The organism is Ruegeria sp. CDSA193 (genome assembly GCF_059611885.1).
In genome coordinates this window covers 135940-159442 of record NZ_JBXWPN010000002.1, presented here as the reverse complement: position 1 = coordinate 159442, position 23503 = coordinate 135940, and the positions used below count along the sequence as shown (strand labels likewise).

The following is a 23503-nucleotide window of genomic DNA, read 5'->3' as shown; positions in this document are numbered from 1 at the left end:
CCTCACTATTTTATCCGATTTGACCGATAGTACCCGCCGCCACCGCTGCCGACCCGAACCGAAGTGTCCAAGTCACGGCTTTCGGCCCAATACCCATGCCACGAGACATAACCCGTGGCGGCCACGGCCAGGGTTGAAATGACGATGAAAATGATCCTGAAGGCTGTCACTTTAATCCTCATCTACCCAGTCTGTTCCTGACCACCGGGCGCGTTGATGTAACCATTGGCGCCCAAACTGGAACAGGAACAGTGCCCCAAACATCCCTGCCAGCGCGAATGACCAAAGACCACTGGACAGTCCGGTAATAACTCTGACTTGCAACTGGCTGAACGGCTGCCCCGGTACATGGCCTACGCCCGACCCGGTCCAAAGCCCCTGCTCTGGCACGTCCAGTGCCAATGTGTAGTCACCCGTGCGATCTGGCCGAAACGTCAGGCTCGCAAATTTGCTGCCTTCACGCCATGTGCCGTCCGAGTCGCGGCCGGTGTAATATTCGATCGTCCGACCCGCCTGGAACACCGGCTCTCCGTCCGGATCAAGCAGCTCGATGTCCAGATAGATCCAACTGTTTTCAACATTGCCCGAAAAGGAAACCTTCGTCAGTTGGCTATTGGCTTCAAGCGGGATTGTGATCTCGGCCGGGAAGTCGCCACGTTTTAGCGCCTGACGCTCTATCGCCCTCTCTCCTGATCGTTGAGAGAAGGAGACCGCCATCACAAGACAGAGGATCGTAAACACGAATGATACGACCAGCAAAAATCTATAGTTTGGGCCCTCGATGAAAGGTTGCAGCGGATGCACCCGATGTGGGTTCAGGTTCAATGAAACCCCAAAAGCTGCTTCGGCCTGCTGTTTCGAAACATAGAACGAGCGATAGGTCTCGCGTTCGGACCCAGTGGTCGAAAACCCCAGCATCGCCGTATCAGACATCGCTGAAATCGTCGTTGTCTTTTCGCCCAGTGAAGGCGTCCAGGTGAATTCGCCCTCGACATAGGTGACCGCGCTTGTGGTGGTCTCGTAATACACAAAGCGCCCATCCTCGGTCGTCACAGAGGGAGGAGATTCCGCTGTTTCAACCCACCGCTCCGACATCCAGGCCGATCCGCGATAGCGTCTGGAAAACACCAGATGCCCCGCCTCAAGCGTCAGCCAGGCATAGCCGTGAGTTGGCGAATAGAGCTGATGGTCTATCCATTGGTAGACCCGTCCGCCCCAGCGCTCGGCATGTTCGATCAGACCAATTATGGTGAACTCGGCACCATACAACGACCCACTCATCCCAATCGAAAGCGGGGTTTCCGGGCGTTTCTGATCCTTGAACTGCCGCAATGTCCGATAGTTGTTCTGTGCATCCAGCTCGGCCCCGCAATACGAACATATCTGCACGATCACCCGGCCACCGCCCAGTACATCCAGACCGGCGCCGCAGCAGGTGCAGTTGATCGAAAGAAGACTTGGATCTCGGGTCATGGATGCCGCTGAACCTTCACGTCAAATGCGTCGTACCACCGACCGTAGAACCAGATCGCATGACCGGGCCAGAATTCGCCGGACAACAAAGCCTCGTCCCCGGCGGAAGCGTTCACGAATTCATGGCTTTCCCCGACCTGAAGCACCTCATCGAATTGTCCACGCAGCGCGATACATTCGGCATATTCAACTTCGGTAACCGTGAATGTGGCCGCGTCGAAATCCAGCGTTTCGCCCAGCTTGAACGGAGGCATGAATTTCGGCGTGTCCTTTTCGGTCAAGCGTTTCTGCCGAACGACATCTCCCTCATCGAGCGATATCCAGCAGGTGCGGCCATCACCATCGACACCGCAGAACTCATCCCAGAACCCCCGCCCGTAGGAATAGCGCGCATGACCAAGAATCAATGTCGACGTTCGACCCAGTTGCACTTGATCGCCTATCCCGAACAAAAGCGGTGCATCGTGCATCTCACCCTGCTGGCCCGCCGATTGAACCTGGACATCATTGATCATCAACGTCGTACCGCAGGACGCACAGGTGGCAACCTTTATCCCTTTCAGCGCAATCGGGGTTTGCGCACCGCAGTTTGGACAGTTCAAAGTCTTCATGCTTTCAAGTCGCGCAAAGAAAATGAAAGTTCAAGCCGTTATTGGTTCTGGAGAATACACGCCCGGTGCCGCCTCGCCCTTGTTGCCAGAATTCAAACAGAACCACTTAGGTGGGACTGAACATGCTGGCGGTTATGTTAGAGATGCCGTCAGCCCCAGCAATCATCTGAGTTAGTCGTGAAATAGGATTTCAGCTGCGTCTTTACTTATGGTTGTGCCCTTCCTGCCCGCAACGATATCCGCCAGATCGGCCAGTGCGCCGATGGCTGCGGATTTGCCGGTAAGCCGCGCAAACTGGGCGGCGGCCTCGACCTTTGGGCCCATCGAACCGGCGGCGAAATTGAACTTGGCCATGGCCTCTGGTGAGGCGGCTTTTATGCCACGCTGAGTATCGGTACCCCAGTCCAGATAGGCACAATCAGCATCCGTTGCCGAAATGAACAAATCGGCCCCGACCTCTCGGGCCAGCAGCTCCGAGGCCAGATCCTTGTCGATCACCGCTTCTATCCCCTCCAGATAACCCGGAGAAGTATAGGCCGTGGGAATGCCCCCGCCACCGGCGCAGATCACCACGGTTTGCCGTTCCAGCAGCCATTTAATCGGCCTGATTTGAAAAATCCGTTTCGGCAGCGGAGAGGCAACAACCCGTCGCCATTTGTCACCATCCGCACGAATTTGCCAGCCCTTGTCGGCGGCCATTCGTTCAGCCTCGGGTTTGTCATATACCGGACCGATGAATTTTGTGGGGTCGTCAAAGGCGGGATCCTTGGCATCGACCTCAATCATGGTCAGCAGCGTGGCCAGAGGCGTCTCGGGCGGCAGACGGTTGCCCAACTCCTGCTCGATCATGTACCCGATCATGCCCTCGGTTTCCGCCCCAAGCACGTCCAGCGGATAGGCCTCATCCGGTTTATAGGCGTTGCCCTGTAGGGCCAGTAATCCCACCTGAGGGCCATTCCCGTGGGTCACAATCAACTCGTTCCCCTCGGCAATGGTGGCCAGCGCCTGAGCGGCGATGGCCGTGTTTTCACGCTGGTTCTCGGCGGTCAGGGCCTGACCGCGCCGCAGCAGCGCATTGCCCCCAAGGGCGACGACGATCCGCATGGCTCAGGCCCCCAATGTGGCGACCAGAACCGCCTTGATCGTGTGCATCCGGTTTTCAGCCTGTTCAAACTGAATACCGGCGGGGCTTTCGAATACCTCTTCGGTGACCTCCATTTCGGTGATGCCGAATTTCTCGTGGATATCTTCGCCCACTTTAGTCTCGGTATTGTGGAAGGCGGGCAGGCAATGCATGAATTTGACGTTTGGATTGTTTGCCGCCGTCATTAGCGCGCTATTGACCTGATAGGGGGTCAGCTGCTTGATCCGGCTGTCCCAGACCTCTGGTGCTTCGCCCATCGAGACCCAGACATCGGTGTGGATGAAATCCACGCCATCCACGGCGGCCGCAGGATCATCGGTGATGGTCAGCGTCGCGCCGTAACGCGCGGCGGCTTCTTCTGCCGGACCGCGGAATTCGTCGGACGGCCACAGATCACGTGGGGCGGCGATGCGGACGTCCATCCCCATCATGCAGCCCGCGATCATCAGCGAATGGCCCATATTGGACCGCCCGTCGCCCACGTAGGCGTATTTGATGTCATGCAGGGGCTTTTCTCCATATTCCTGCATGGTCAGCAGATCGGCCAGCATCTGGGTCGGGTGGAACTCATCGGTCAGCCCGTTATAGACCGGCACGCCCGCATTGGCGGCCAGAGTTTCCGCCAGTTCCTGCCCAAAACCGCGATATTCAATGCCGTCGAACATGCGGCCCAGCACGCGGGCAGTGTCCTTCATGCTTTCCTTATGCCCGATCTGTGACCCCGAGGGCCCAAGATAGGTGACACCGGCACCCTGATCCATCGCGGCCACTTCAAAGGCGCACATGGTCCGGGTCGAGGATTTTTCGAAGATCAGGCAGATGTTCTTGCCTTTTAGATGCTGGATTTCAGACCCCGCATATTTTGCGCGCTTCAGATCGCGCGACAGGTCCAGCAGATAACGCAGCTCACGCTGGTTGAAATCGAGCAGTTTCAGAAAGCTGCGGCCCTTGATGTTAAATGCCATTGGTCAATCTCCTTTTTCAGTAATCGGGTTCAATAGTCCACGGGGTCACGCCAGATCGGGCAGGTCATGCAATGCCCGCCGCCGCGTCCACGCCCCAGTTCCGAGCCCGAGATCGTGATCACCTCGACCCCCGCCTTCCGCAGCAGCGTGTTGGTATAGGTGTTGCGGTCATAGGCAACGACCACGCCGGGCTCTAACGCCACCACGTTGTTGCCGTCGTCCCACTGCTCGCGTTCCTGATTGAATGCGTCTCCGCCTGTCTGAACGATGTTCAGAGATTTGATCCCCAGGCATTCGGCGGCCACATCGAACAGATGTTTGTCATCGCGCCGGAAGTCGATCGTGTCCTCTTTGTTTCCGGGGCGCAGGCTGATGCACTGGATGTCGTTACAGACATCAACATAGGCAGTCGCGGTCTCGCGGTCGCAATGGCTGAACACTGTATCCAGATGCATAGCCGCGCGGCTGCGGGGCATCTGACAGGCAACAACCCTCTCCGCCGCGCCTTTGGCAAACAGAGCGCGGGCGACTTGACCAACCGCCTGCGGACTGGTGCGTTCGCCCATGCCAATCAACACACTGCCATTGCCCCAGGGCATGACATCACCGCCTTCGACCGTGGCCGCGCCGTGATCCTTGTCTGGGTCACCCCACCAGATCTCGAAATCTGCGTCGCGGAACTCGGGGTGGAACTTGTAGATCGCGGTCACCAACAGGGTTTCGGGGCGCCGCGCCGGCCAGTACATCGGGTTGACCGTCACGCCGCCATAGATCCAGCAACTGTTGTCACGAGTGAACTGCGTATTTGGAATCGGTGGAATCACAAAGCCCAATGGCCCCAGATAGCTGCCGAACATACCTGAGGGTTTGAACGGCATATCTTCGACCGCGATGCCGCCGATCAGATATCTGGCCAGATCCTTGGCCGCCATCTCATCCAACCAGCCGCGCAGCTCATTCAGCATACCGACGCCCACCTGATTTTCGGTAATGCGGCGGTCCAGAACCCAATTACGGGCTCCCTTGTCCTTCAGCGTTTCTGCAAGCAGCGTCTGGAATTCTAAAACCTGAACCCCGCGATCCTCCATCTTCATGCGGAAATCGGCATGGTCAGAGCGGGCTTTGTGCACCCAAAGGACATCGTCATATAGCAACTCAGCCGCATTGCCAGGGGTCAGGCGGGAATGGGCCAGACCCGGTTCGCAGACCATCACCTTTCGAAGTTTCCCAATCTCGGAATGTGTGCCAAATCCAGTCATGATATCTCCTTTGATGTAATCGCGCCGGACTGCCAACGCAGCCAGACATGGATGGGCAACCCAGCCAACAGCAACAGGACGCCCCAGAAAACGACGTCTTTTCCAGCGCCGAAAATCGCCCAGAATGAATAGACAAAACCGAGACCCGCCAGCACAAAGGCCTGCGGTGGCAGGCGGGTGCGTTCTTTGCGTTTTGCGCGGATCATTATCTCGGCACCTGCGCACAGCAGGTAGGGAACCAGCGTGGATAGGGTGGCCAACAGAATGATGAATTCAAATTGTTCAGCCAGGGATCGGGTATAGTTCATAGCGATCAAAGCGCTGGCTAGCAGGCTTGAGGAGATCAGGCCAAATGCAGGCGTACCGGTCCGTGACACCCGGGCAAAACCGGCCGGGAACAACCCGTCGCGGGCAGCGCCCAGTGGCACTTGCCCGGTAAGTAGCACAAATCCGTTGAGCGTGCCGAAGGTCGAAACGCAGGCCCCGGCCGCGATGAATACCGCACCGCCAAACCCCCACATCACATGCGCAACATCCGCCAGCGGTGCGTTGCTTCCGGACAGCGTGCCGGATGGCACTACCCCAAGCGCCACATAGGTCGTGGCGATATAGACCAATGCGGCAACACAGGTTCCGACAATCGTCGCAAGAGGGATCGTTTTGGTAGGGTTCCTGACATCGTCCGCCGGAACCGTTGCGGATTCGAGCCCCACAAAGGCCCAAAGCGTCAGCGCCGCGCAGGCCGAGATAGCCGAAATGTTCGACATTCCACTAAGGTTGGCCGGCTGGAAGTTGGCCGGTTGGACATGGGACAGTCCCAGCAGGATCAGCACCAGCAGCGGGGCCAGTTTCATCACCGTGGTCACCACCTGCACAATCCCGGCCTGCCGCACGCCGCGCAGATTGACCCAGGTGAGCAGCCAGATCGCTCCCAGAGAAACCGCCAACCCCGCCAGCGCAGTTTCCCCGATGGCGGGTACCATAAAGCTGAGATAGCCAGCAAAGGCGACGGCAACGGCGGCATTCCCAGACCACAGCGCGATCCAATAGCCCCAAGCAATCAGGAAGCCCGCGAAATCACCAAAGCCCTCGCGCGCATAAGCGTATGGCCCACCGGTATTTGAAGACAATCGCGCCAGTCGCCCGAAGATTAACGCCAGAACAATCGCGCCTCCTGCGGTCAGAACCCATCCCGCCATCGAGATTGGCCCGAACGCGGCCAGAGAAGACGGCAGCAGGAAAATACCGGACCCGATCATATTGCCCACCACCAGCGCGGTGCACATCCAGAACCCAAGGGTTCCTTTGGGTTTAGATCGGGTGTCGGTGGGCATAATGCGACCTCATGCCAACGCGGAAAGGCTGAGCCCGGCCATGATGATGACGATCAGGATCAGTAAAAGCGGCCACATGAAACTGAGCCAGCGTTCATAGGGCACACGCCCCAGGGCAAGCCCGCCCATGACCACCGCAAAGGTGGGGTTAATCAGGTTCACCAAACCGCTGGCTGACTGATAGGCCGTCACGACCAAAGACCGTTCTACGCCGGAAAAGTCTGCTAGCGGCGCCATGATTGGCATCGTCAGAACCGCCAAGCCCGAAGATGACGGGACGAGGAAGGACAACAGCCCCTGCAAGGCGAACATCGCATTGATAAAGGCCACTTTGCCTAAACCATCCACGGCACCTTCTGCCCAATACAAAATGGTATCGGTGATGTTTCCTGCGTCCATGACCACTACGATCCCGCGTGCGATCCCGATCACCAGCGCAACGCCCAGCAAATCCCGGGCACCGTCAACGAAGGTCGAGGTGAATTCCTCTTCCCCGATCCGTGCGATCAATCCCACGACTATCGAGGACACAATGAACAGGCCGGACATCTCGGCCATCCACCAGCCTCCTGCCGCGACACCCCAGATCATCACGCCAAAGCTGGCCGCAAAGATCAAAAGGATCAGCCCATGCATACTCGTAAAGGTCGGAGCTTCACCGCCCGTGCGGCCACCTTTGAGGAAATGCGCCTCATTGCTTTCGCGCTTGTCGGCAACGATGGACAGATCCGGATCGGCTTTGACCTTGGCTGCATATCGCATGACAAAGACCACACAGGCCAACCAGCATGCCAGCAACAGCGCAAAGCGCAGCATTATGCCATTGGTGAAGGGCACCCCCGCCGCATCCGAGGCGATGACTGTGGCAAACGGGTTAATCGTCGATCCCAGCGTGCCAACCCCCGCCCCCAGCATGATGATGGCCACACCCACTACCGCGTCATAGCGCGCGGCAATCATCACTGGGATGATCAGCGCGTAAAAAGCCAGTGACTCTTCGGCCATGCCATAGATTGTGCCCCCCGCAGCAAAGAAGGCCATCAAGATGGGGATCATCCATTTCTCGCGCCCCTTTAGACGCACCATTGCGCGCGCAATCCCGGCGTCAATCGCCCCGGTTCGCGTTACAACTCCCAAAAAACCGCCAATCACCAGCACAAAAAGTGCAACATCAATCGCCCGCGCTTCATAACTGACAGGGTCATAAAACCCCCCGATAGGGGCCAGTACGACATCATAGAACCCCTGCGGATTGGGCTCGACAACCTGATAGCTGCCCGGTGCCGGAACATCGCGTCCCAGGGCTTTGTTAGCGACGCGGTCATATTGGCCAGCGGGAACAAACCAGGTTGCAATGGCGACCAGTGCTATCAACGCAAACAGAATTGTATATGCAGTTGGAAACTTGAGCTTCATGTCATCAAACTCCTAAAAGAGCTGAGATTGGGTTTCGAAACTTCCGGTCCCTTCATACAGTCTCAATATGAGATTTCAAAGGATGAATGACCCCGAGGCGACCTGAACGGTTCTACATGAACGCCATTCGCTGGCGCTGCGCATTGACCTGCATCAATAGAATTCAGGCTGACGCCGGATTCAGGTTGGTCAGTTTTTGCTTTCCTACAGATCGTAAGTTGCTCATTTGAGTGCAACGTTTAGCACCTTGCGATCCATCGCCCCAGTCTGGCAGAAACCCGCTTGAGACTGTGGTGATCATGTTGACATATCAGCCCATTTCCCTGAACCGGGAAGTCGCACATTTGCATTAGGCTTACCAAAGGCTAATGTGCAAGAAATTAAGGCGCAAATGCCCGTATCGAACAGTAACCCAAGGCTAACAACGTGAGCTCTGAAATTCCCAGGTCCCTGCCTGCCAGACATGAGTTGCGCAAGGTGCGCAACAAGGGGCTGTCATTTCTGGCACTGGCCTTCCTGTTCAGCATCTTTGTCAACCTGCTGATGCTGACGGGGCCTTTATTCATGCTGCAGGTTTATGACCGGGTCCTTGCCTCTCGGGCGGTTGAAACCCTCACGGCGCTGTTTCTGATTGTCGCTCTATTATATAGCCTTATGGCCATGCTGGATTTTGCGCGAGGACGTATCGTTGCGCGGTTCGGAGCGAGGTTCCAGTCGCAACTGGACGAGCGGGTGTTCGAGGCAACGCTGCGAAAATCTCTTGTTCCGCAGGCCCGTGCAGCCCCAGCCACTGCCTTGCGCGACCTTGAGGCAATCCAGAACCTGTGTTCCTCACCTGTTTTGCTGGCCGTAATGGATATCCCCTGGACACCGGTTTTTCTGGCAGCAATCTTCCTATTCCACCCGATGCTTGGATGGCTTGCGGTTGCGGGTGGCGCGATCCTGATTGTCATCGCTCTGCTTAATCAGGCGCTCACTCATAGAAAGGTTGCCGCTGCGCAGCAGGCCTCGGCGCGGGCAGGCTCATTCTCGGAACATGCCAGACAAGCCGCAGAAGTTGTCCGCTCGCAAGGAATGCAGCACGACATCTCGCAACGCTGGCTGACCCAGAGGACCGATGCGCTGAGACAGACCATCTCGGCCAGCGATTGGACCGGAAGCTTTACCTCATTAACCAAGTCGATGCGGCTGTTCTTGCAATCTGCCATGCTGGCATTGGGCGCTTTGCTGGTTTTAAGAAACGAACTGTCCCCTGGGGCAATGATTGCAGGGTCCATCCTGCTTGGGCGCGCATTGGCCCCGGTCGAGCAGGCGGTGGGCCAATGGGCATTGGTGGAGCGTGCGCGATCTGCGTGGATTTCACTGAACCGATTCCTGGACACCACCCCGCCCGAGCCGGACCGGACCAAATTGCCTGTACCAGATGCGCGCCTGATCGCCAAAGGACTGACCGTTGTACCACCCGGCGCCGATTTACCGACACTCAGGAACGTTTCACTGAAACTAGAACCGGGCAAAGCTTTGGGCGTGATCGGCAAAAGCGGGTCAGGAAAATCCACGCTTGCCAAGGCCCTGTTAGGATTGTGGAAACCGGCCGTTGGCGAAATCAGGCTTGGAGGCGCTACGCTGGATCAATACGGCACTGATGATTTGGGCCAACACATCGGCTATCTGCCGCAGGAAGTCACTTTGTTCAACGGAACAGTGACCGAAAACATCGCCCGGATGTCCCAAAACCCGGATTCGGAAGCGGTCATCGCTGCAGCCAAAAAAGCCAAGGCACATGACCTGATCCTGACGTTGGAAAAGGGGTACGACACGTTTCTGGAAGGCAATGACAGTCAACTGTCGGGTGGTCAAAAGCAACGTATTGCTCTGGCGCGCGCTTTGTATGGAGATCCTGTCCTACTGATCCTGGACGAGCCGAACTCGGCTCTGGATGCTGATGGCACTGAGGCATTGAACACCGCGATCCGAGAACTGAAGGCCGCGGGTAAATCAGCCATCATCATGACGCACCGACCACAGGCCATTTCGGAATGCGACGATCTTGCTGTTGTTGAAAATGGCCAGGTCGTGAAATCCGGCAGCCGCGATGAGGTGCTAAGCGCCATGGTTCAGAACGCAAATGCGATCAAAAAAGGTCTGGCACGGGTGGGTGAGTAATGCAAAAGCCCAATCATAATGACACGCGCCCTGTTTGGCGCATTACATTTCCTGCTCTGGTCGGGTTTCTCGCACTGGCTATTTTAGTCGGCGGGTTGGGCTTTTGGGCGGTGCAGACCAGGCTGGCAGGCGCCATTGTATCGCAGGGCGTCATCGAAGTTCAAAGCAACCGCCAGGTAGTCGAGCATCCAGACGGTGGCGTGGTCGGCGAGATTTTTGTGCGCGACGGTGACTCCGTCACCGGCGGCGACATTCTGTTACGTCTGGATGACACGTTTCTGACCTCGGAAAAGACCATCGTTGAGGCGCAGCTGTTTGAATTACTCGTCCGAAAGGCGCGGCTTCAGGCCGAACGCGATGGCACTGATCTGATTGTTTTGACATCCGCGCTGAACGACGTACAGAAACAAGAAGACATTGACCCTGAGCTGATCGCCGGCCAGCAACGCCTGTTCGAGGCACGTCTGAATACCCTAAATCAGCAGACTCAGCAGTTGAGCAAGCAACGCATTCAGATAGAAAGCGAGATCGAGGGCACCTTGGCGCAACTGGTCTCGCTGCGCCGTCAGGTCGATCTGATACAAGAGGAGCTGCAGGACCAGCAAAGCCTGCTTCAACGCGGTCTGACACAAGCCAGTCGGGTCTCCGCCTTGCAACGCGAAGAAGCCAGCCTGACAGGTGAAATAGGCAGGCTCGAAGCGGCTGCCGCGCGGCTCAAAGGCCAAATCGCGGCAACCGAGATCAAGATTGTAGAACTGCAGGCGACACGCCGCGAAGAAGCAATCACCGCCTTACGCGATGCGCAATCGAAAATCGCCGAACTGTCTGAACGCAGGCTCTCGCTTGCTGTTCGTCTATCGCGGCTGGATATTAGGGCGCCGGTTTCCGGTACTGTCTATGGAAGCCAGGTGTTTGCACTGCATTCGGTTGTACAACCGGCAGAACCGATGATGTATGTCGTACCACAGGAAATTCCTCTGCTGATTGCCGCTCGCGTAGATGCGATTCATGTGGACCAAGTGTATATTGGGCAGCCCGCCCTCCTGCGATTTCCCGCCTTCAACCAACGCGAAACCCCCGAAATCGAAGGGCATGTTGTCACGATTTCTGCCGATACGTTCACTGATGAGAACACCGGACACACATTTTATCGCGCTGAAATGTTACCTGATGCCAACCAGATCGAGCGCCTGAACGGGCAACGCCTTGTACCCGGCATGCCAGTCGAAGCGATGATCAAGACGGACGAGCGATCCCCGTTTTCATATCTGATAAAACCGATGGCCGATTACTTTAACAGGGCCTTCCGGGAATAGATTCCGTCGTCTTTAAACCGCTTCGAGATTGCCCAACAGGATCGAAGTCATGTCAGTCGTGATCACTCCGTCTACCGCGACGACATCGATACCGGTTTCGTAGGTCACGTTTGAACTTGTGATCCCCGACAAATCGGCATCTGCGTCCAGAAACACCCACTCTGCCTCATGCGCTGTGGGCAATCCGACGGCGATCTGCAAGATAGCTAGCGCATCCAGAGCGTTGATGAGGCCATCTTGATTTATATCGGCCGCAATCAGGTTTTCCGGTGCTGCCTGCCCCCATGTCGGGTCCAGTCCCACGGAAAGTCGCAAGACCTGCAATGCGTCCAGAGCGGTGATCTCGCCGGTCCCAGCCGAATAGGACTTTATGATATCCAGTTCACCGATAAATGTGCCCGAAGGCAGATCCAGATCGAACCTCCCTTCATCGTCGGCTTGGACACTAACCGCGCCGCCCCCTTCCGGGTTGAAACGTATTTCAGCGTTTGACAGGCCGGGATTTGCAGCTTGTGAATCAATGGTAATATCCCCTTGAATGCCTGCCGAACTGTCCGGGTCGAGCCCGCCCAAACCGTTCAAATCCACCGGAATATGGTCTGGCCCGCCAAATCCGGCGCCGAAGACATCTGAACTGGTCAGCGGAGCACCTGACGCCGAAAACACCTGAACCACATTATCCAGATACTCGATCTGCGCACCTTGCGCGGTGGACGTAAAAGTGAGCTGTCCAGGTGAGCGCAGAAATGGATAGTCAAACAGATCCAGCCTGTCCGATCCGACTTCAAAATCGGTAATCGTTGTCATCGCGGTTCCGGTCTGCATCACAAAGATATCAGACCCGGAACCGCCGGTCATCGTAGTGGCCCCAATCCCCGCTATCAGGATGTCATCGCCGCCGCCGCCAAGTAGAGAGGCATCAAGGATGCTGCCACTGAGCATATCGTTCTGCGCGGTGCCAGTGACTGTCCCATAACCGTCCGCGACGATACCCAGGTCAGCGACCGAAAAAGTAAGCTGCGTCAACCCGGCCTCTTCTTGTGAGGCGGCAAAGATCTGAATTTCGTCCCCGACATGGGCCACGCTGAGCGATTCGACATTTTGCAGCCCGGTGCTCAACGTATCGGCAAAACTGTTCAGATAGACCAGTTGACCATCCGGTGTCAGGGTAAACAGTGTCACCCCATCATCGCCTCCCCCGGCCACGACAAACACCTGACCATTCACTTCGACCACGGCCAGGTCCTGAACCGATTCAAAGCGGGTATTCAGTGTATCCAGCACATGATCGGTGGGTATCAACCGGCCATCACCAGACAGCTCCATGACGCTGATCGTGTTGCTTTCGCTGCCAGCAACGATGACCCAGGAATGGCCATGCGCCTGCACAATTTCGACGGCCGTTGGGGCGCCAATGCCCAAAGTCGAGACCCCATCGCCAGAATCTGCGAGGCTCAAGGTTCCCGCGCTGCTGTCCACCAAATAGGTCGTTATCGAATTGCTGGTAGCGTCGGTTGCGACGACAAAATGATCCGACCCGGAGTAAGCGGTCTGGATCGAGTCGGCCTGACCTGCAACGGCCCCCGCAAAGGTCAGTGAGCCGTCTGAGCCGACCGTATAGGTCGAAATCAACCCGCTGCCCTCTTGCGCCACGGCCAGAATGTCGACCGATCCAAAGGAAACCTGCACTAAGGCCGAATAGCCACCCCCACCGCTCAGGGTCCCGGTTTCCTGTAATTCTCCGATAGTTCCGTCTGGAAGGATTTCGTAGCTGACAAGGCCGGTTGCGGACCTGACATCCAGAACGATGTGATCGCCCCCCAACAGAGAAACCGTTACCCCGGAACGTCCAACTGTGCCCGAGATTGTACCACTGAAATATTCTATGTCTTGCTGCTGGGGAACCGCGCCTTCGACGAGGTGCCATACAACAATGCCCCCTCCCTGTCCGGTCAGGCTGTACAGATACGTTTCCCCGTTAAACGTTTCTAAAGCCGTATCGCCGATACCTGAATCGAGCGCTGCGCTCCCTGTTGCAACTACTCCGCCGAACTGAAGCATCATACCAAATCACCCCACGCCAAAATCTGGCTCTTGAACAGGATGATCTGATGCCCGGTCCAATACCAAAGCGGGATTGTGGTGAAAACGAGGAGTTCGGTTTCAGTTTAACACAATTTTTTCTGGTCCGACCGCATGAACATCCGATGGGCAACACACATGAACAAAACGTCGCTGCCCATGATTTCAGCGCGGAAACAGCATGTGAGGGCAAGATGACCAAAACACCTGATATGACACGCAATCCTGCAAGTACCCGGCCCGATGCGGGTCAGCGGCAACAGATACGCAAGTGGATCGACAACAAAATGCGCCGCTGGGTCGGGCGCGGCATCGCAGGCAGCCTAAGTTCGGCCTTGCTTGCCCTTCCTGCGTTGGCACAGGCCACGACCGAAGAACTGGACACCTTCCAATTCGCTGATGCGATTCCCGGCGTTAACAGCGCAAAGCTACTGGCAAATGGCGATGTTCTTCTCAAACTGGAAGATGGGCGCACGATTTTGGTCTCGGCAGAGAATGTTCATATCCTGGACGGCGGCTCCATCATGATTGCCGAAGATGCGGCGGCGGAAGTCGCGCAATTCGCACTGGCCGCCGAAGCCGGGGGAGCCGCAGCAGCCGCTGGTGGCGTTAGCGGCGCCGGTGCTGTTTTGGGGGGCCTTGGTCTGGCGGGTGCAGCCGCAGCAGGAGGAGGTGGTGGCGGCGGCGGTGGAAATGACGAGGCTCCGTCGCCTGCGCCGGATTTCCAAAGCCTGAACCTTGCTGGTCTGCAAGCGAACGCATTGAACAGCGCCAGCGCAAACCTGATGGCGCCGACCGGAACCACAACGGTCGAGGTGACAATCGGGTCACTGACCAAGACGGCAACGCCCAATCCAGATGGCAGTTGGAGTATTTCCCTTACGGCGGTTGAGGCGGCTAGCCTTCCTCAAGGTGTGACAACAGTCACCGTTCGCAACCTGGATGGAGCGGGTGAGGAAGTATCGGTCGAAACGGTAAGATTCGATGTGGACACTCTTCCACCGACGGTCAGCATTACGGGCTTTTCGGACGGGGCCATTCTGAATGCCGCCGAGCAAGCGACTGATCTTACAATCTCGGGCACTTCTGACGCCGAGAGAGGTCAAACAGTAACGGTATCTGTAAACGGGCAGACTTATACTGGGACAGTGAATGGCGGCGGCCACTGGAGTGTTACCGTGCCGGCCACAGACCTGGCCGCCCTGCCTGACGGGGTGACCGTTTCAGTGACTGCCGATGTCGACGACCGCGCAGGAAATCCGGCGATACAGACAAGCGCAAGCTTTGACACAGACTTTAGCGCTCCAACGATCACGCTTGATCCGGTCTCTGGCGGTTCGATTGGCCTGGGGGACATCGGCTCTGACCTGATTGTCACCGGGTCGACATCCGCCGCAGACGGGCAGACGGTCACCGTGACTTTCGATGGCCAGACATATACCGGCACCGCATCGGGTGGCACTTGGAGTGTTACCATCCCCAGCGGCGATCTCGGCTCGCTCTCCACCGGAAATCCGGCCTCGGTAAGTGTTGTCGTTGACGATGTGGCAGGCAACCCATCGGTCCCGGCCACGGCTTCGGTACCGGTCGATCTGACGGGGCCTTCGGTGAATATCGCGCCATTGTCCGTTGGTGCGGTCCTCAACGCTGCCGAAACCGGGTCTGATCTGACAATCTCTGGCACGACAGGAAACGTTCAGGACGGCCAGATGGTGACAGTCACCCTGGATGGACAAACCTACACCGGTACGGTCAGCGGCGGCAGTTGGAGCGTCACCGTCCCTGCAAGCGATCTTGCATCGCTGGCAGATGGGGGCGATTTCACGATCACGGCGGATGTGCTTGACACAGACGGCCTGTCAGCGCCGCAGGCAAGTGTGCCCCTGTCTAAGGATGCCAGTGCGCCAACAGTCAGCATCGACATCTTCTCTGATGGCGCTGTCATGAATGCAGCCGAACAGGGCACTGATCTGACGATCTCTGGCACGACGAATGCTGAGAATGGTCAAACCGTAACCGTTTCCATGAATGGGCAGGACTACACCGCAACCGCCTCTGGCGGTACCTGGTCGGCGACCGTCCCGGCGATAGATCTTGCTGCCCTGTCCGATGCAGCAACCGTCAATGTTACCGCAGATGTCTCTGACGCGGCTGGCAATCCGGCCCTGCAGGCCAGCGGCAGTTTCACAACGGATTTCACAGCACCGGCGGTTTCCATCACCGGGTTGTCGGATGGTGCTGTCATGAACGCAGCAGAACAAGGAACCGACCTTACGGTGTCCGGAACTTCCGATGCGGCAGACGGCACGGTTGTGACCGTAGAAATCGTTCGGCAGGATGGCACAGTTGACGTCACCGGCACGGCGACCGTAATGGGCGGGTCCTGGACCTATACCGCCTCAGCCGCGGATTTGGCCGGACTTCAGGATAGCGAAACCTACGATGTCGAGGCATCTGCTTCGGATGCGGCTGGGAACACAACAGCGACATCAACCAGTTTTGACACAGACTATACAGCACCAGCGGTCACCATCGACCCTCTTTCGGTCGGGTCAGAGCTGGATGTATCCGAAAAAGATAGTGACCTGACGATCACCGGCACAACAGATGCCGCCGATGGGGAAACGGTTACAGTCACACTGAACGGGCAATCCTATACCGGCACCGCCTCAAGTGGCACCTGGTCAGCAACCGTTCCGTCAGGTGACTTGGGAGCGTTGGCAGACAGCACAACCTTCCAGGTTTCAGCGACGGTTACGGATTCCGCCGGCAACATCTCTACCGCCGCCGCCACCCCGTTAACCACGGATTTCCGGCCTGTCCTGACAATCAATGACACCGGAACAAACGGTGCCGTTTCATTGGATGACGCCCAAAACTCAGGAGTCGTTGTCTCTGGCACGTCAATAGGCCTTGCCGCAGGCGAGGCTGTAGATGTGACGTTGAATTCCGTGTCAGTTGGAACCGCTACGGTCGGCGCCGACGGAACCTGGACACTGGCGGTAAGTGCGGCCACCTTTGCATCGGTCGAGGCGGGAGATGATCTGGACTTTGGCGCAACGGTATCTGTGGCAGGTGGACCCGACCCTTTGCCAGTTACGGATGAAAACACGGCCCATGAACCTGCAGCCTATGTGATCACTGAAGCCGGACAAAGTGGATCAACGGTCATATTTGAAATCTACGCAGATCCTGATACGGATCTGTCCAGCGGCCTGGCGATCACAGCCGAACTGGGTTTCGATCCCTCAGTGGTGACGTTTGACACCGGATCAGATGTCGAGAATGGGGCATTCGATTTGTTCCTGACGAACCCGGTGAGTGGATCAGCCGTCAGTTTTGCTGGCGCGGCGACCACCTATTCCGACCTGTCCCAACCCATCGTCACATTCACGATGACAGTTCTAGATGCCTCTGAACCGATTGTTCTGACGTTGACGACTCCGGATGGTGGTCCATCGGTGCTGCAGATCGGGACGTCAGGCGACGACACATTGATTGCAACCGACATCGACAACGTCATTCGTGGCCAGGACGGCGATGACACAGTGGATGTCTCAGGTGCTGGTCGGGACATTGTCGTGTTCGAGCCGGACCCAACAGCAAATGGCGTTGATACGATCACTGGCTTCACGACTGGACCCGCGACTGACACCGCTGATGCGATCATGTTCAGTGGATTGGATGTCGGCAGCTTGCGCGGCGACGGAACCGGTGTGGAAACGCTTTCAGTAGGGGATGCACTAGGCGCGGACACCGGAGTGGTTGGTTTGACGACAGAGCTGAGCGATCTGACGGCTCAAACCATCGAGACAGCGGTCGAAAGCCTTACCGGCGCCGAAGCAGGTGACGAGATCTATGTCCTGGCTACGGATGGAACTGACAGTGTGCTGGTCAAGGTCGACTATTCCGCATCCGATGCGGCGACAGTCGAAACGGTGGCCCATTTCACCGGATTGGATGACCTCAGCGGGCTTACTGCTGACAATATTCTGCATACCGATCCAACCGGGGCCAGTGCCTGACGCTCGACTACGCTGCCGCCCTACGCGGGTGGCAGTACTTTCGATTTTCAAGAGGTAGAAATGGCACAGAATGGCCTAGTTCCGATCAATTTCAACCGTCACCGTCATCGGTATTGGAAGCGTTTCACATCTTATGACTTTGCAGCTGAACGCACCGAGAGCGTGATCGTGGAAGAAGAGGTGCTCCAGATTGCAGCCACTTTTCCGATCGTGTTTCGCAGGACCGGCCCAGAAATTGAACCGATTGCGGTATATTCACTTCTTGCTGGTGAACCCTCGCCATTTGTTTCAACAGAAGGGCGTTGGCTGGCCAGCTATATTCCGTCCGAACTGCGTAGTCATCCTTTTACGTGCCGCCGGCTGGATAGCGGCAGCACCTTTCAGCTGGTCGTAGATGAAGGTTCGGGCCTGTTGACCGAAGAGTGTTCTGACAATCCCTTTTTTTCAGCTCCGGATACGCTCGGCACTGAATTGAAAGAAGTTCAAAACTTCCTGAAAGCGCGCGCAACCTCTCAGATTAGAACAACCGAAATTTGCAAGATGATAGACGCATTTGGGCTGTTTGAGCCTTTGAGCGGCAATTTGGAATTAGGCTCTGCACATAACTGGTTGCAAATCAACTCTGCACGCCTGGAACAGCTATCGGCAAAACGCAAATTTGAACTGGTCGAAACAAAAGGCTTACGCCTGATCTATGGCCATCAGGCTTCATTATCCAATCTCAGATGGCTTTTTCAGGCGCAAAAGCAGATTTCCCAGGCCGGTGCATCTGTAAAATACACCGAAAATTCAGAACTTACCGGTTTCATGAGTGCATTCGCCCAAGCCCAAACCGATGACGTAATCTGGCCCTAATGAAGTGTGAATGACAAATGCCCACATGCGGTCGCTTTTTGAGTTTTCTGATTTCTGCTCTCTCTTTCAGCATAGTATCGGCCTGTACCCAGCCACCTGACATTGCCGGGGTCAAGGCTTCTTTTTCGACCGGGGCCGTGGGTTTCCGCACACATGAACCATCTCAGAAACTGATCACCAGTTCCTTTGGCAAGCGCGTACGGCACGCCGTCGAGACCAGCCCCAACCTGGCGCGATCTATGTCCGCGCTGGATGTGGCAGTAGCCAACCATGACGCGGCAAAAGGGGCCTTTCTTCCGCAGGTTTCACTTGGAATCAACGCCAGATCCGAGCGGGTAGACTCGGACACAGCCAACGTGACCCCTTATCTGCGGATCTCACAGCTCGTTTATGACGGGGGGGCCGCATCCGGTGATTTGACTGCTGCAAAAGCACGGGTTTTTGAAAGTCGCGGCGGCCAGTTATCAACAGCCTCGGCAACCGCTCTGGCTGCGATTGAGGCCTATATAGTGGTCTTGGATTTACGGAAAATCCTGGATATTTCGGTGAAAAATGTGGAAGTCCACCAACAGCTCGTTCAACAAATTTCCGAGAGGGCTGCATTAGGCGCTGGTTCGAACGCCGATGTATTGACAGCGCGGTCGCGGATGGCCGATGCACGGACGCGACTGGCGGATGCAAAAGCCAGAGTGGACCTCGCCGATGCCCGTTTTCGTGAAGTTTTTGGCAGCCCGTCAGGTGATCTGCAACCCCCAGTCAAAGCGCCGACGATCTCACAATCGGATCATAGTATCGTAACGGGAAGCCTGCAGATTCGACGCTCAGAAGCGGCCCTGCTTGCCGCCAAGGCAGAACGTGCTGCCGCTTTGGCGCGCCGTCAACCCGGCGTGAATGTTTCGGCATTTGCGGATCGCGATGATAGCAATGACGCAAATTTCGGGGTCGACCTGTCCTTTAATTATGAGCTGGACTCTACTGGACAGCGCCGTGCCGCCATCACCGCGGCTGAAGCCAAAGTTCGCGAAGCGGAATTCGTTCATCAATCCCTAACGCGAGAAATACAAAGAGAGCTGGACACAATTCGCGCTGACCAAATTGCTGGAGCACAACGGCTTAGAGAGGCGCGAATAGCTGCGCAGGCGAATGCTGACAGTGTTGCAGCGGCGCGAGCGCAATTCACAATCGGACGACGCAGTCTGATCGAAATCCTTGACGCACAGCGCGACTATGTGAATGCACAGGAAAGACTTATCCTAGCCGAACAGAACTATTTCCTGACAGACTACGCAATCCTTAGTTTGACTGGTGACATCCTGGATCTCCTTGGTATTTCAATCAGTTCCGTTGAAGGTTCTCAATGAAACAATTGACACCTGCCTTCGCAACGCCCGAGTTATCGTGCTTTGAAAAATGCCTGATGCACGCTGCGGCCCATCTTGACTGTCCAATCACTTTTGCCGGGATTCTCGCGGCTCAAACAGGCTCGAACGGAGAGCTTACAATCCGCGATTCATTGGAACTGGCACGGCGTGTTGGGGTCCAGGCGGGATACGGAAGAAGGGCTTTGTCAGCTTTTGACAACACTTTGGTTCCTGCGTTGTTGATTCTTGAAGGGGGAAAATCCGTTGTGTTTCATGGCCGAACCTCAAATGGTCGGGTTCTGATCTATGATCCGGAGGTTGGCACGGAAATAGGTCAAATTCAGCAAACCGATCTATCAGAAGTCTATACAGGGTTTGCGATCCTGCTGCGGCGCAATCACCGTGAGGATTTAGCCACGGGGTCCAGTTCTGCTTCGGGCCACTGGTTTTGGTCCGCTATGGCGGCAAATCGTTGGTCTTACACTCAGGTTGCGCTTGCGGCGGCGTTGGCAAATCTGCTTGGTCTATCTACCTCGGTCTTTATCATGGTCGTCTATGACCGTGTTTTGCCAAACGAAGCCACAGAATCTCTGATTGCTTTGACAGCAGGTGTTGGGATCGCGCTGCTTTTTGATTTCGTGCTCAAACTCCTGCGGGCAGGATTCATAGATCGGGCTGGCCAGAAAGCAGATATTTCGATGGGCCGTAGAGTCTTTGACCAGGTCCTCAACATTCGCATGAAGGCGCGCACAGGTTCGACAGGGGCCATGGCCAGCACCATTCGTGAATTTGAGACACTCCGTGAGTTTTTCACATCCGCCACCTTGGTGGCAGTCGTGGATCTACCCTTCATAGCATTGTTTGTCTTTGTCATTTACTTGGTCGGTGGCCCACTTGCACTTGTTCCAGCTCTGGCTGTGCCTGTCGTTTTGCTAGCAGGCATCATCGTGCAACCTATACTTTCTCGCCTTGCCGAGAAAAGCTTCATCGATGGTCAATCCAAGCAATCGGTTCTGGTCGAAACTGTATCCGGGTTGGAGACCATAAAAACGACAGCGGCGGCCCGGCTCATGAGGTCGCGGTGGGAGGCTGCCATACAGCTTCAGTCATCACATGGCGCGCGCAGCAGGGCAGTGACTCAATTTGCCTTGAATCTGACCGGATTTACCCAACAGGCCGCCCAGGTCCTTATCGTTTTCTACGGTGTTTTTCTTGTGATGGATGGTCAGGCAAGCATGGGCGCGCTTGTTGCTTCGGTCATGTTGACCGGGCGGGCTCTTGCGCCTCTTGGGCAACTGGCACAGACCCTGACACGGGTTAATCAGGCCCGAAATGCCTATCAAAACCTTAATGCCTTAATGCAGGCCGACAGTGAACGCCCCGAAGGGCGGAGCTGGATCAGTCGCGATCACTTTGAAGGGAGATTAACCTTCGAAAATATCCAGTTTGCTTATCCCGAAAAACACGACAACGTCTTGTCCGGTGTTTCATTCACCATCTCGCCCGGAGAGAAGGTTGCAATCCTTGGTCCGATCGGCTCGGGGAAAAGCACGGTCGCGCGGCTAATGCTTGGCTTGTACGATCCAGACGCCGGGTCTGTTCAATTGGATGGGGTCGATATCAGACAAATTGATCCAGGTGATTTGCGGCGCAATATCGGCTCTGTTCTGCAAGATATTTGGCTGTTTTCCGGGTCAATCCGCGACAATATCAAAAGCGGCGCAATCAGGCCAAGGGATGAGGACCTGATTTGGGCGGGGCAAGTCGCTGGGGTCGAGGATTTTGTCTCTCGCCATCCCGGAGGCTATGACCAAAATCTGGCAGAGCGCGGTGAGGGATTGTCAGGGGGACAACGGCAGGCGATCGCCTTGGCCAGAGCCTTGATTGGTAAACCTCCGGTTCTTCTTCTGGACGAGCCAACAAGTGCCATGGACGTCAAAACCGAAGCTGAGGTCATACAGCGGCTCAAAAAGGCGACCCCCGACACAACTATGCTGATCGTAACCCATCGAACCAGCCTATTGGAACTTGTCGATAGGGTTATCGTCATAGAGGGCGGCAAAGTACGGGTAGATGGACCAAAAAGCATACTGTCACAGCATTCCGGAAAGCAACGGAGGCATCTGAATGTCGCATCATCATGACCTAGCCTCGCTTGCCCGGGAAATGCGAGGCGGGTCACCGGTCAGGAGTTCATTGCTTCTCTTGGTAATCCTGACTTTCCTGGCGACAGCAGCGTTTTGGGCCCATTTCACTGAACTTGATGATGTCACCCGTGTAGAAGGCCGCATCGTGCCGTCGGCGGATGTTCAGATGATTGAAGCTACGGAGTCCGGCATTCTGCAGTCATTGAATGTCCGAGAAGGCGAGGTTGTTGAAAAGGGGAAGTTGCTGATGGAGTTCGATACCACCCAAATCGACAGCAAGCTCAGCCAAGAGGAACAGCGTGCATATGGCTTGAGAGCCCGATCCCAGCGCCTGCAAGCTGAGATAGACGGGACCGAGCTGACATTTGATACGATCCTGGTCCAAGGTGCGCCGACTGTTGTTCAGTCTGAGACAGCTCTGTTTCAAGGCCGGCGATCAGAGTTGCAGGCAGAAATCTCAATTCTGATGAGCCAACGGAAACAGCGGTTAAGAGAATACGAAGAAGGGCTTGTCGATACGGTGACCGCGGCCGAGACCTTGAAAGTTCTGGCCGAGGAACGGGCAATCATTACCCCCCTAGTAGAACAGCAGATGGAACCCGCCACGACACTATTGTCATTGCGACGCAGCGAGGCTGAGTGGCAAGGCCGCCGGACCAGGGCTGAAGCCGCTACCAACCGTCTGAAGACAGGATTGGAGGAAATCGATGATCGGGTTCGGGCGACACAAAGCAGGTTTCGAAGCGCGGCTTTGACCGAACTTGCATTGGCAACTGCGGAACTGGCTACTCTGGAACCATCACTGCCAGCCTTACGAAACAGAGCGGAACAGGCGCAGATCAGGTCGCCGGTACGCGGCATCGTAAATCGCATTCACCGCACGACCATAGGCGGTATGGCACGGAGCGGTGAGGAACTGATCGAAATTGTACCGCTGGATGAGTCTTTGTTGGTCGAAGCCTATGTCCGCCCCGAAGACATCGCATTTCTGCACCCTGAACAGTTGGTTCGGATCAAGATTACTGCCTATGATTTTGCTCGATACGGGGCCTTGGACGGGCAAATTATCCGTATCGGGGCTGATACCGTGACGCGATCTGAGCGGGACGATGAAGAAGTTTTTGTAGTGGAAATCCGGACCAACCACTCGATGTTGGATGGGAACGGAGTAGCGGTTGAAATTATTCCCGGCATGATTGCCGAGGTGGATATTCTTGCGGGCAAGAAAACCGTTTTGGACTACCTGCTGCAGCCGATTGTCAAAGTCAAAGATCAGGCTCTTCGTGAGTAGTAATTGACCGGGCCAACGCCCATTACTTCTCGATGCCGTTCAGAATCTATGTGGGGCC

At 56.2% G+C, this 23503-nt stretch carries 17 protein-coding genes; 8 read left to right on the top strand and 9 right to left on the bottom strand.

Going from position 1 to position 23503, the window contains the following annotated elements; all coding sequences use genetic code 11:
* Positions 1 to 5: 5 nt before the first annotated feature.
* The 3 genes from AC2FLG_RS03755 to AC2FLG_RS03745 are packed head-to-tail and all read right to left on the bottom strand — an operon-like array spanning position 6 to position 1988.
* On the bottom strand, positions 6 to 170 hold the full coding sequence (locus AC2FLG_RS03755; RefSeq protein WP_496689284.1) for a hypothetical protein: 165 nt from the start codon (positions 168 to 170) through the stop codon (positions 6 to 8).
* Between the two features lies 1 nt (position 171).
* Positions 172 to 1473, bottom strand: coding sequence for a DUF4178 domain-containing protein (locus AC2FLG_RS03750; protein WP_496705059.1), 1302 nt, complete (start codon positions 1471 to 1473; stop codon positions 172 to 174).
* On the bottom strand, positions 1470 to 1988 hold the full coding sequence (locus tag AC2FLG_RS03745) for a DUF4178 domain-containing protein (protein WP_496705058.1): 519 nt from the start codon (positions 1986 to 1988) through the stop codon (positions 1470 to 1472). Before AC2FLG_RS03745 ends, AC2FLG_RS03750 begins: the two co-directional genes overlap by 4 nt.
* A 25-nt stretch (positions 1989 to 2013) precedes the next feature.
* Here AC2FLG_RS03745 and AC2FLG_RS03740 point away from each other — a divergent pair, with 25 nt between their 5' ends.
* Positions 2014 to 2259, top strand: a complete 246-nt coding sequence (locus AC2FLG_RS03740; RefSeq protein ID WP_496698381.1) for a hypothetical protein — start codon at positions 2014 to 2016, stop codon at positions 2257 to 2259.
* On the opposite strand, the gene arcC is transcribed toward AC2FLG_RS03740, so the two are convergent.
* The 5 genes from arcC to AC2FLG_RS03715 are packed head-to-tail and all read right to left on the bottom strand — an operon-like array spanning position 2256 to position 8202.
* Entirely contained in the window at positions 2256 to 3188 is a 933-nt protein-coding gene (arcC, locus tag AC2FLG_RS03735) for a carbamate kinase (protein WP_496698379.1), read from the bottom strand. The genes AC2FLG_RS03740 and arcC overlap by 4 nt on opposite strands.
* A gap of 3 nt (positions 3189 to 3191) precedes the next feature.
* Positions 3192 to 4193, bottom strand: coding sequence for an ornithine carbamoyltransferase (gene argF / locus AC2FLG_RS03730; RefSeq protein ID WP_496705057.1), 1002 nt, complete (start codon positions 4191 to 4193; stop codon positions 3192 to 3194).
* Positions 4194 to 4222: 29 nt separating this feature from the next.
* Positions 4223 to 5452, bottom strand: a complete 1230-nt coding sequence (locus AC2FLG_RS03725) for an arginine deiminase (RefSeq protein ID WP_496691568.1) — start codon at positions 5450 to 5452, stop codon at positions 4223 to 4225.
* A complete protein-coding gene (locus AC2FLG_RS03720; RefSeq protein ID WP_496702706.1) occupies positions 5449 to 6786 on the bottom strand; it encodes an amino acid permease in 1338 nt (445 codons plus the stop codon). Before AC2FLG_RS03720 ends, AC2FLG_RS03725 begins: the two co-directional genes overlap by 4 nt.
* A 9-nt stretch (positions 6787 to 6795) precedes the next feature.
* Entirely contained in the window at positions 6796 to 8202 is a 1407-nt protein-coding gene (locus AC2FLG_RS03715; protein WP_496705056.1) for a YfcC family protein, read from the bottom strand.
* Between the two features lie 426 nt (positions 8203 to 8628).
* Here AC2FLG_RS03715 and AC2FLG_RS03710 point away from each other — a divergent pair, with 426 nt between their 5' ends.
* Both AC2FLG_RS03710 and AC2FLG_RS03705 read left to right on the top strand, forming a co-directional pair.
* Entirely contained in the window at positions 8629 to 10368 is a 1740-nt protein-coding gene (locus AC2FLG_RS03710) for a type I secretion system permease/ATPase (RefSeq protein WP_416383920.1), read from the top strand.
* Positions 10368 to 11684 carry an HlyD family type I secretion periplasmic adaptor subunit gene (locus AC2FLG_RS03705; RefSeq protein WP_496691565.1) on the top strand — a complete coding sequence of 439 codons (1317 nt, stop codon included), beginning with the start codon at positions 10368 to 10370 and terminating at the stop codon, positions 11682 to 11684. The genes AC2FLG_RS03710 and AC2FLG_RS03705 overlap by 1 nt, the downstream gene beginning before the upstream one ends.
* 12 nt (positions 11685 to 11696) lie before the next feature.
* On the opposite strand, the gene AC2FLG_RS03700 is transcribed toward AC2FLG_RS03705, so the two are convergent.
* A complete protein-coding gene (locus AC2FLG_RS03700) occupies positions 11697 to 13748 on the bottom strand; it encodes a beta-propeller fold lactonase family protein (protein WP_496705055.1) in 2052 nt (683 codons plus the stop codon).
* A gap of 212 nt (positions 13749 to 13960) precedes the next feature.
* Here AC2FLG_RS03700 and AC2FLG_RS03695 point away from each other — a divergent pair, with 212 nt between their 5' ends.
* The 5 genes from AC2FLG_RS03695 to AC2FLG_RS03675 all read left to right on the top strand — a co-directional run bounded on the left by AC2FLG_RS03695 (position 13961) and on the right by AC2FLG_RS03675 (position 23445).
* A complete protein-coding gene (locus tag AC2FLG_RS03695) occupies positions 13961 to 17791 on the top strand; it encodes an Ig-like domain-containing protein (protein WP_496705054.1) in 3831 nt (1276 codons plus the stop codon).
* Positions 17792 to 17851: 60 nt separating this feature from the next.
* A complete protein-coding gene (locus tag AC2FLG_RS03690; RefSeq protein ID WP_496705052.1) occupies positions 17852 to 18646 on the top strand; it encodes a SapC family protein in 795 nt (264 codons plus the stop codon).
* 137 nt (positions 18647 to 18783) lie between these two features.
* Entirely contained in the window at positions 18784 to 20007 is a 1224-nt protein-coding gene (locus tag AC2FLG_RS03685) for a TolC family protein (RefSeq protein WP_496705050.1), read from the top strand.
* On the top strand, positions 20004 to 22151 hold the full coding sequence (locus AC2FLG_RS03680; RefSeq protein ID WP_496705048.1) for a type I secretion system permease/ATPase: 2148 nt from the start codon (positions 20004 to 20006) through the stop codon (positions 22149 to 22151). The genes AC2FLG_RS03685 and AC2FLG_RS03680 overlap by 4 nt, the downstream gene beginning before the upstream one ends.
* The gene (locus tag AC2FLG_RS03675) at positions 22135 to 23445 is read left to right on the top strand and encodes an HlyD family type I secretion periplasmic adaptor subunit (protein WP_496705046.1); all 1311 of its coding nucleotides are present in this window, start codon (positions 22135 to 22137) and stop codon (positions 23443 to 23445) included. Before AC2FLG_RS03680 ends, AC2FLG_RS03675 begins: the two co-directional genes overlap by 17 nt.
* Positions 23446 to 23503 lie beyond the last annotated feature (58 nt).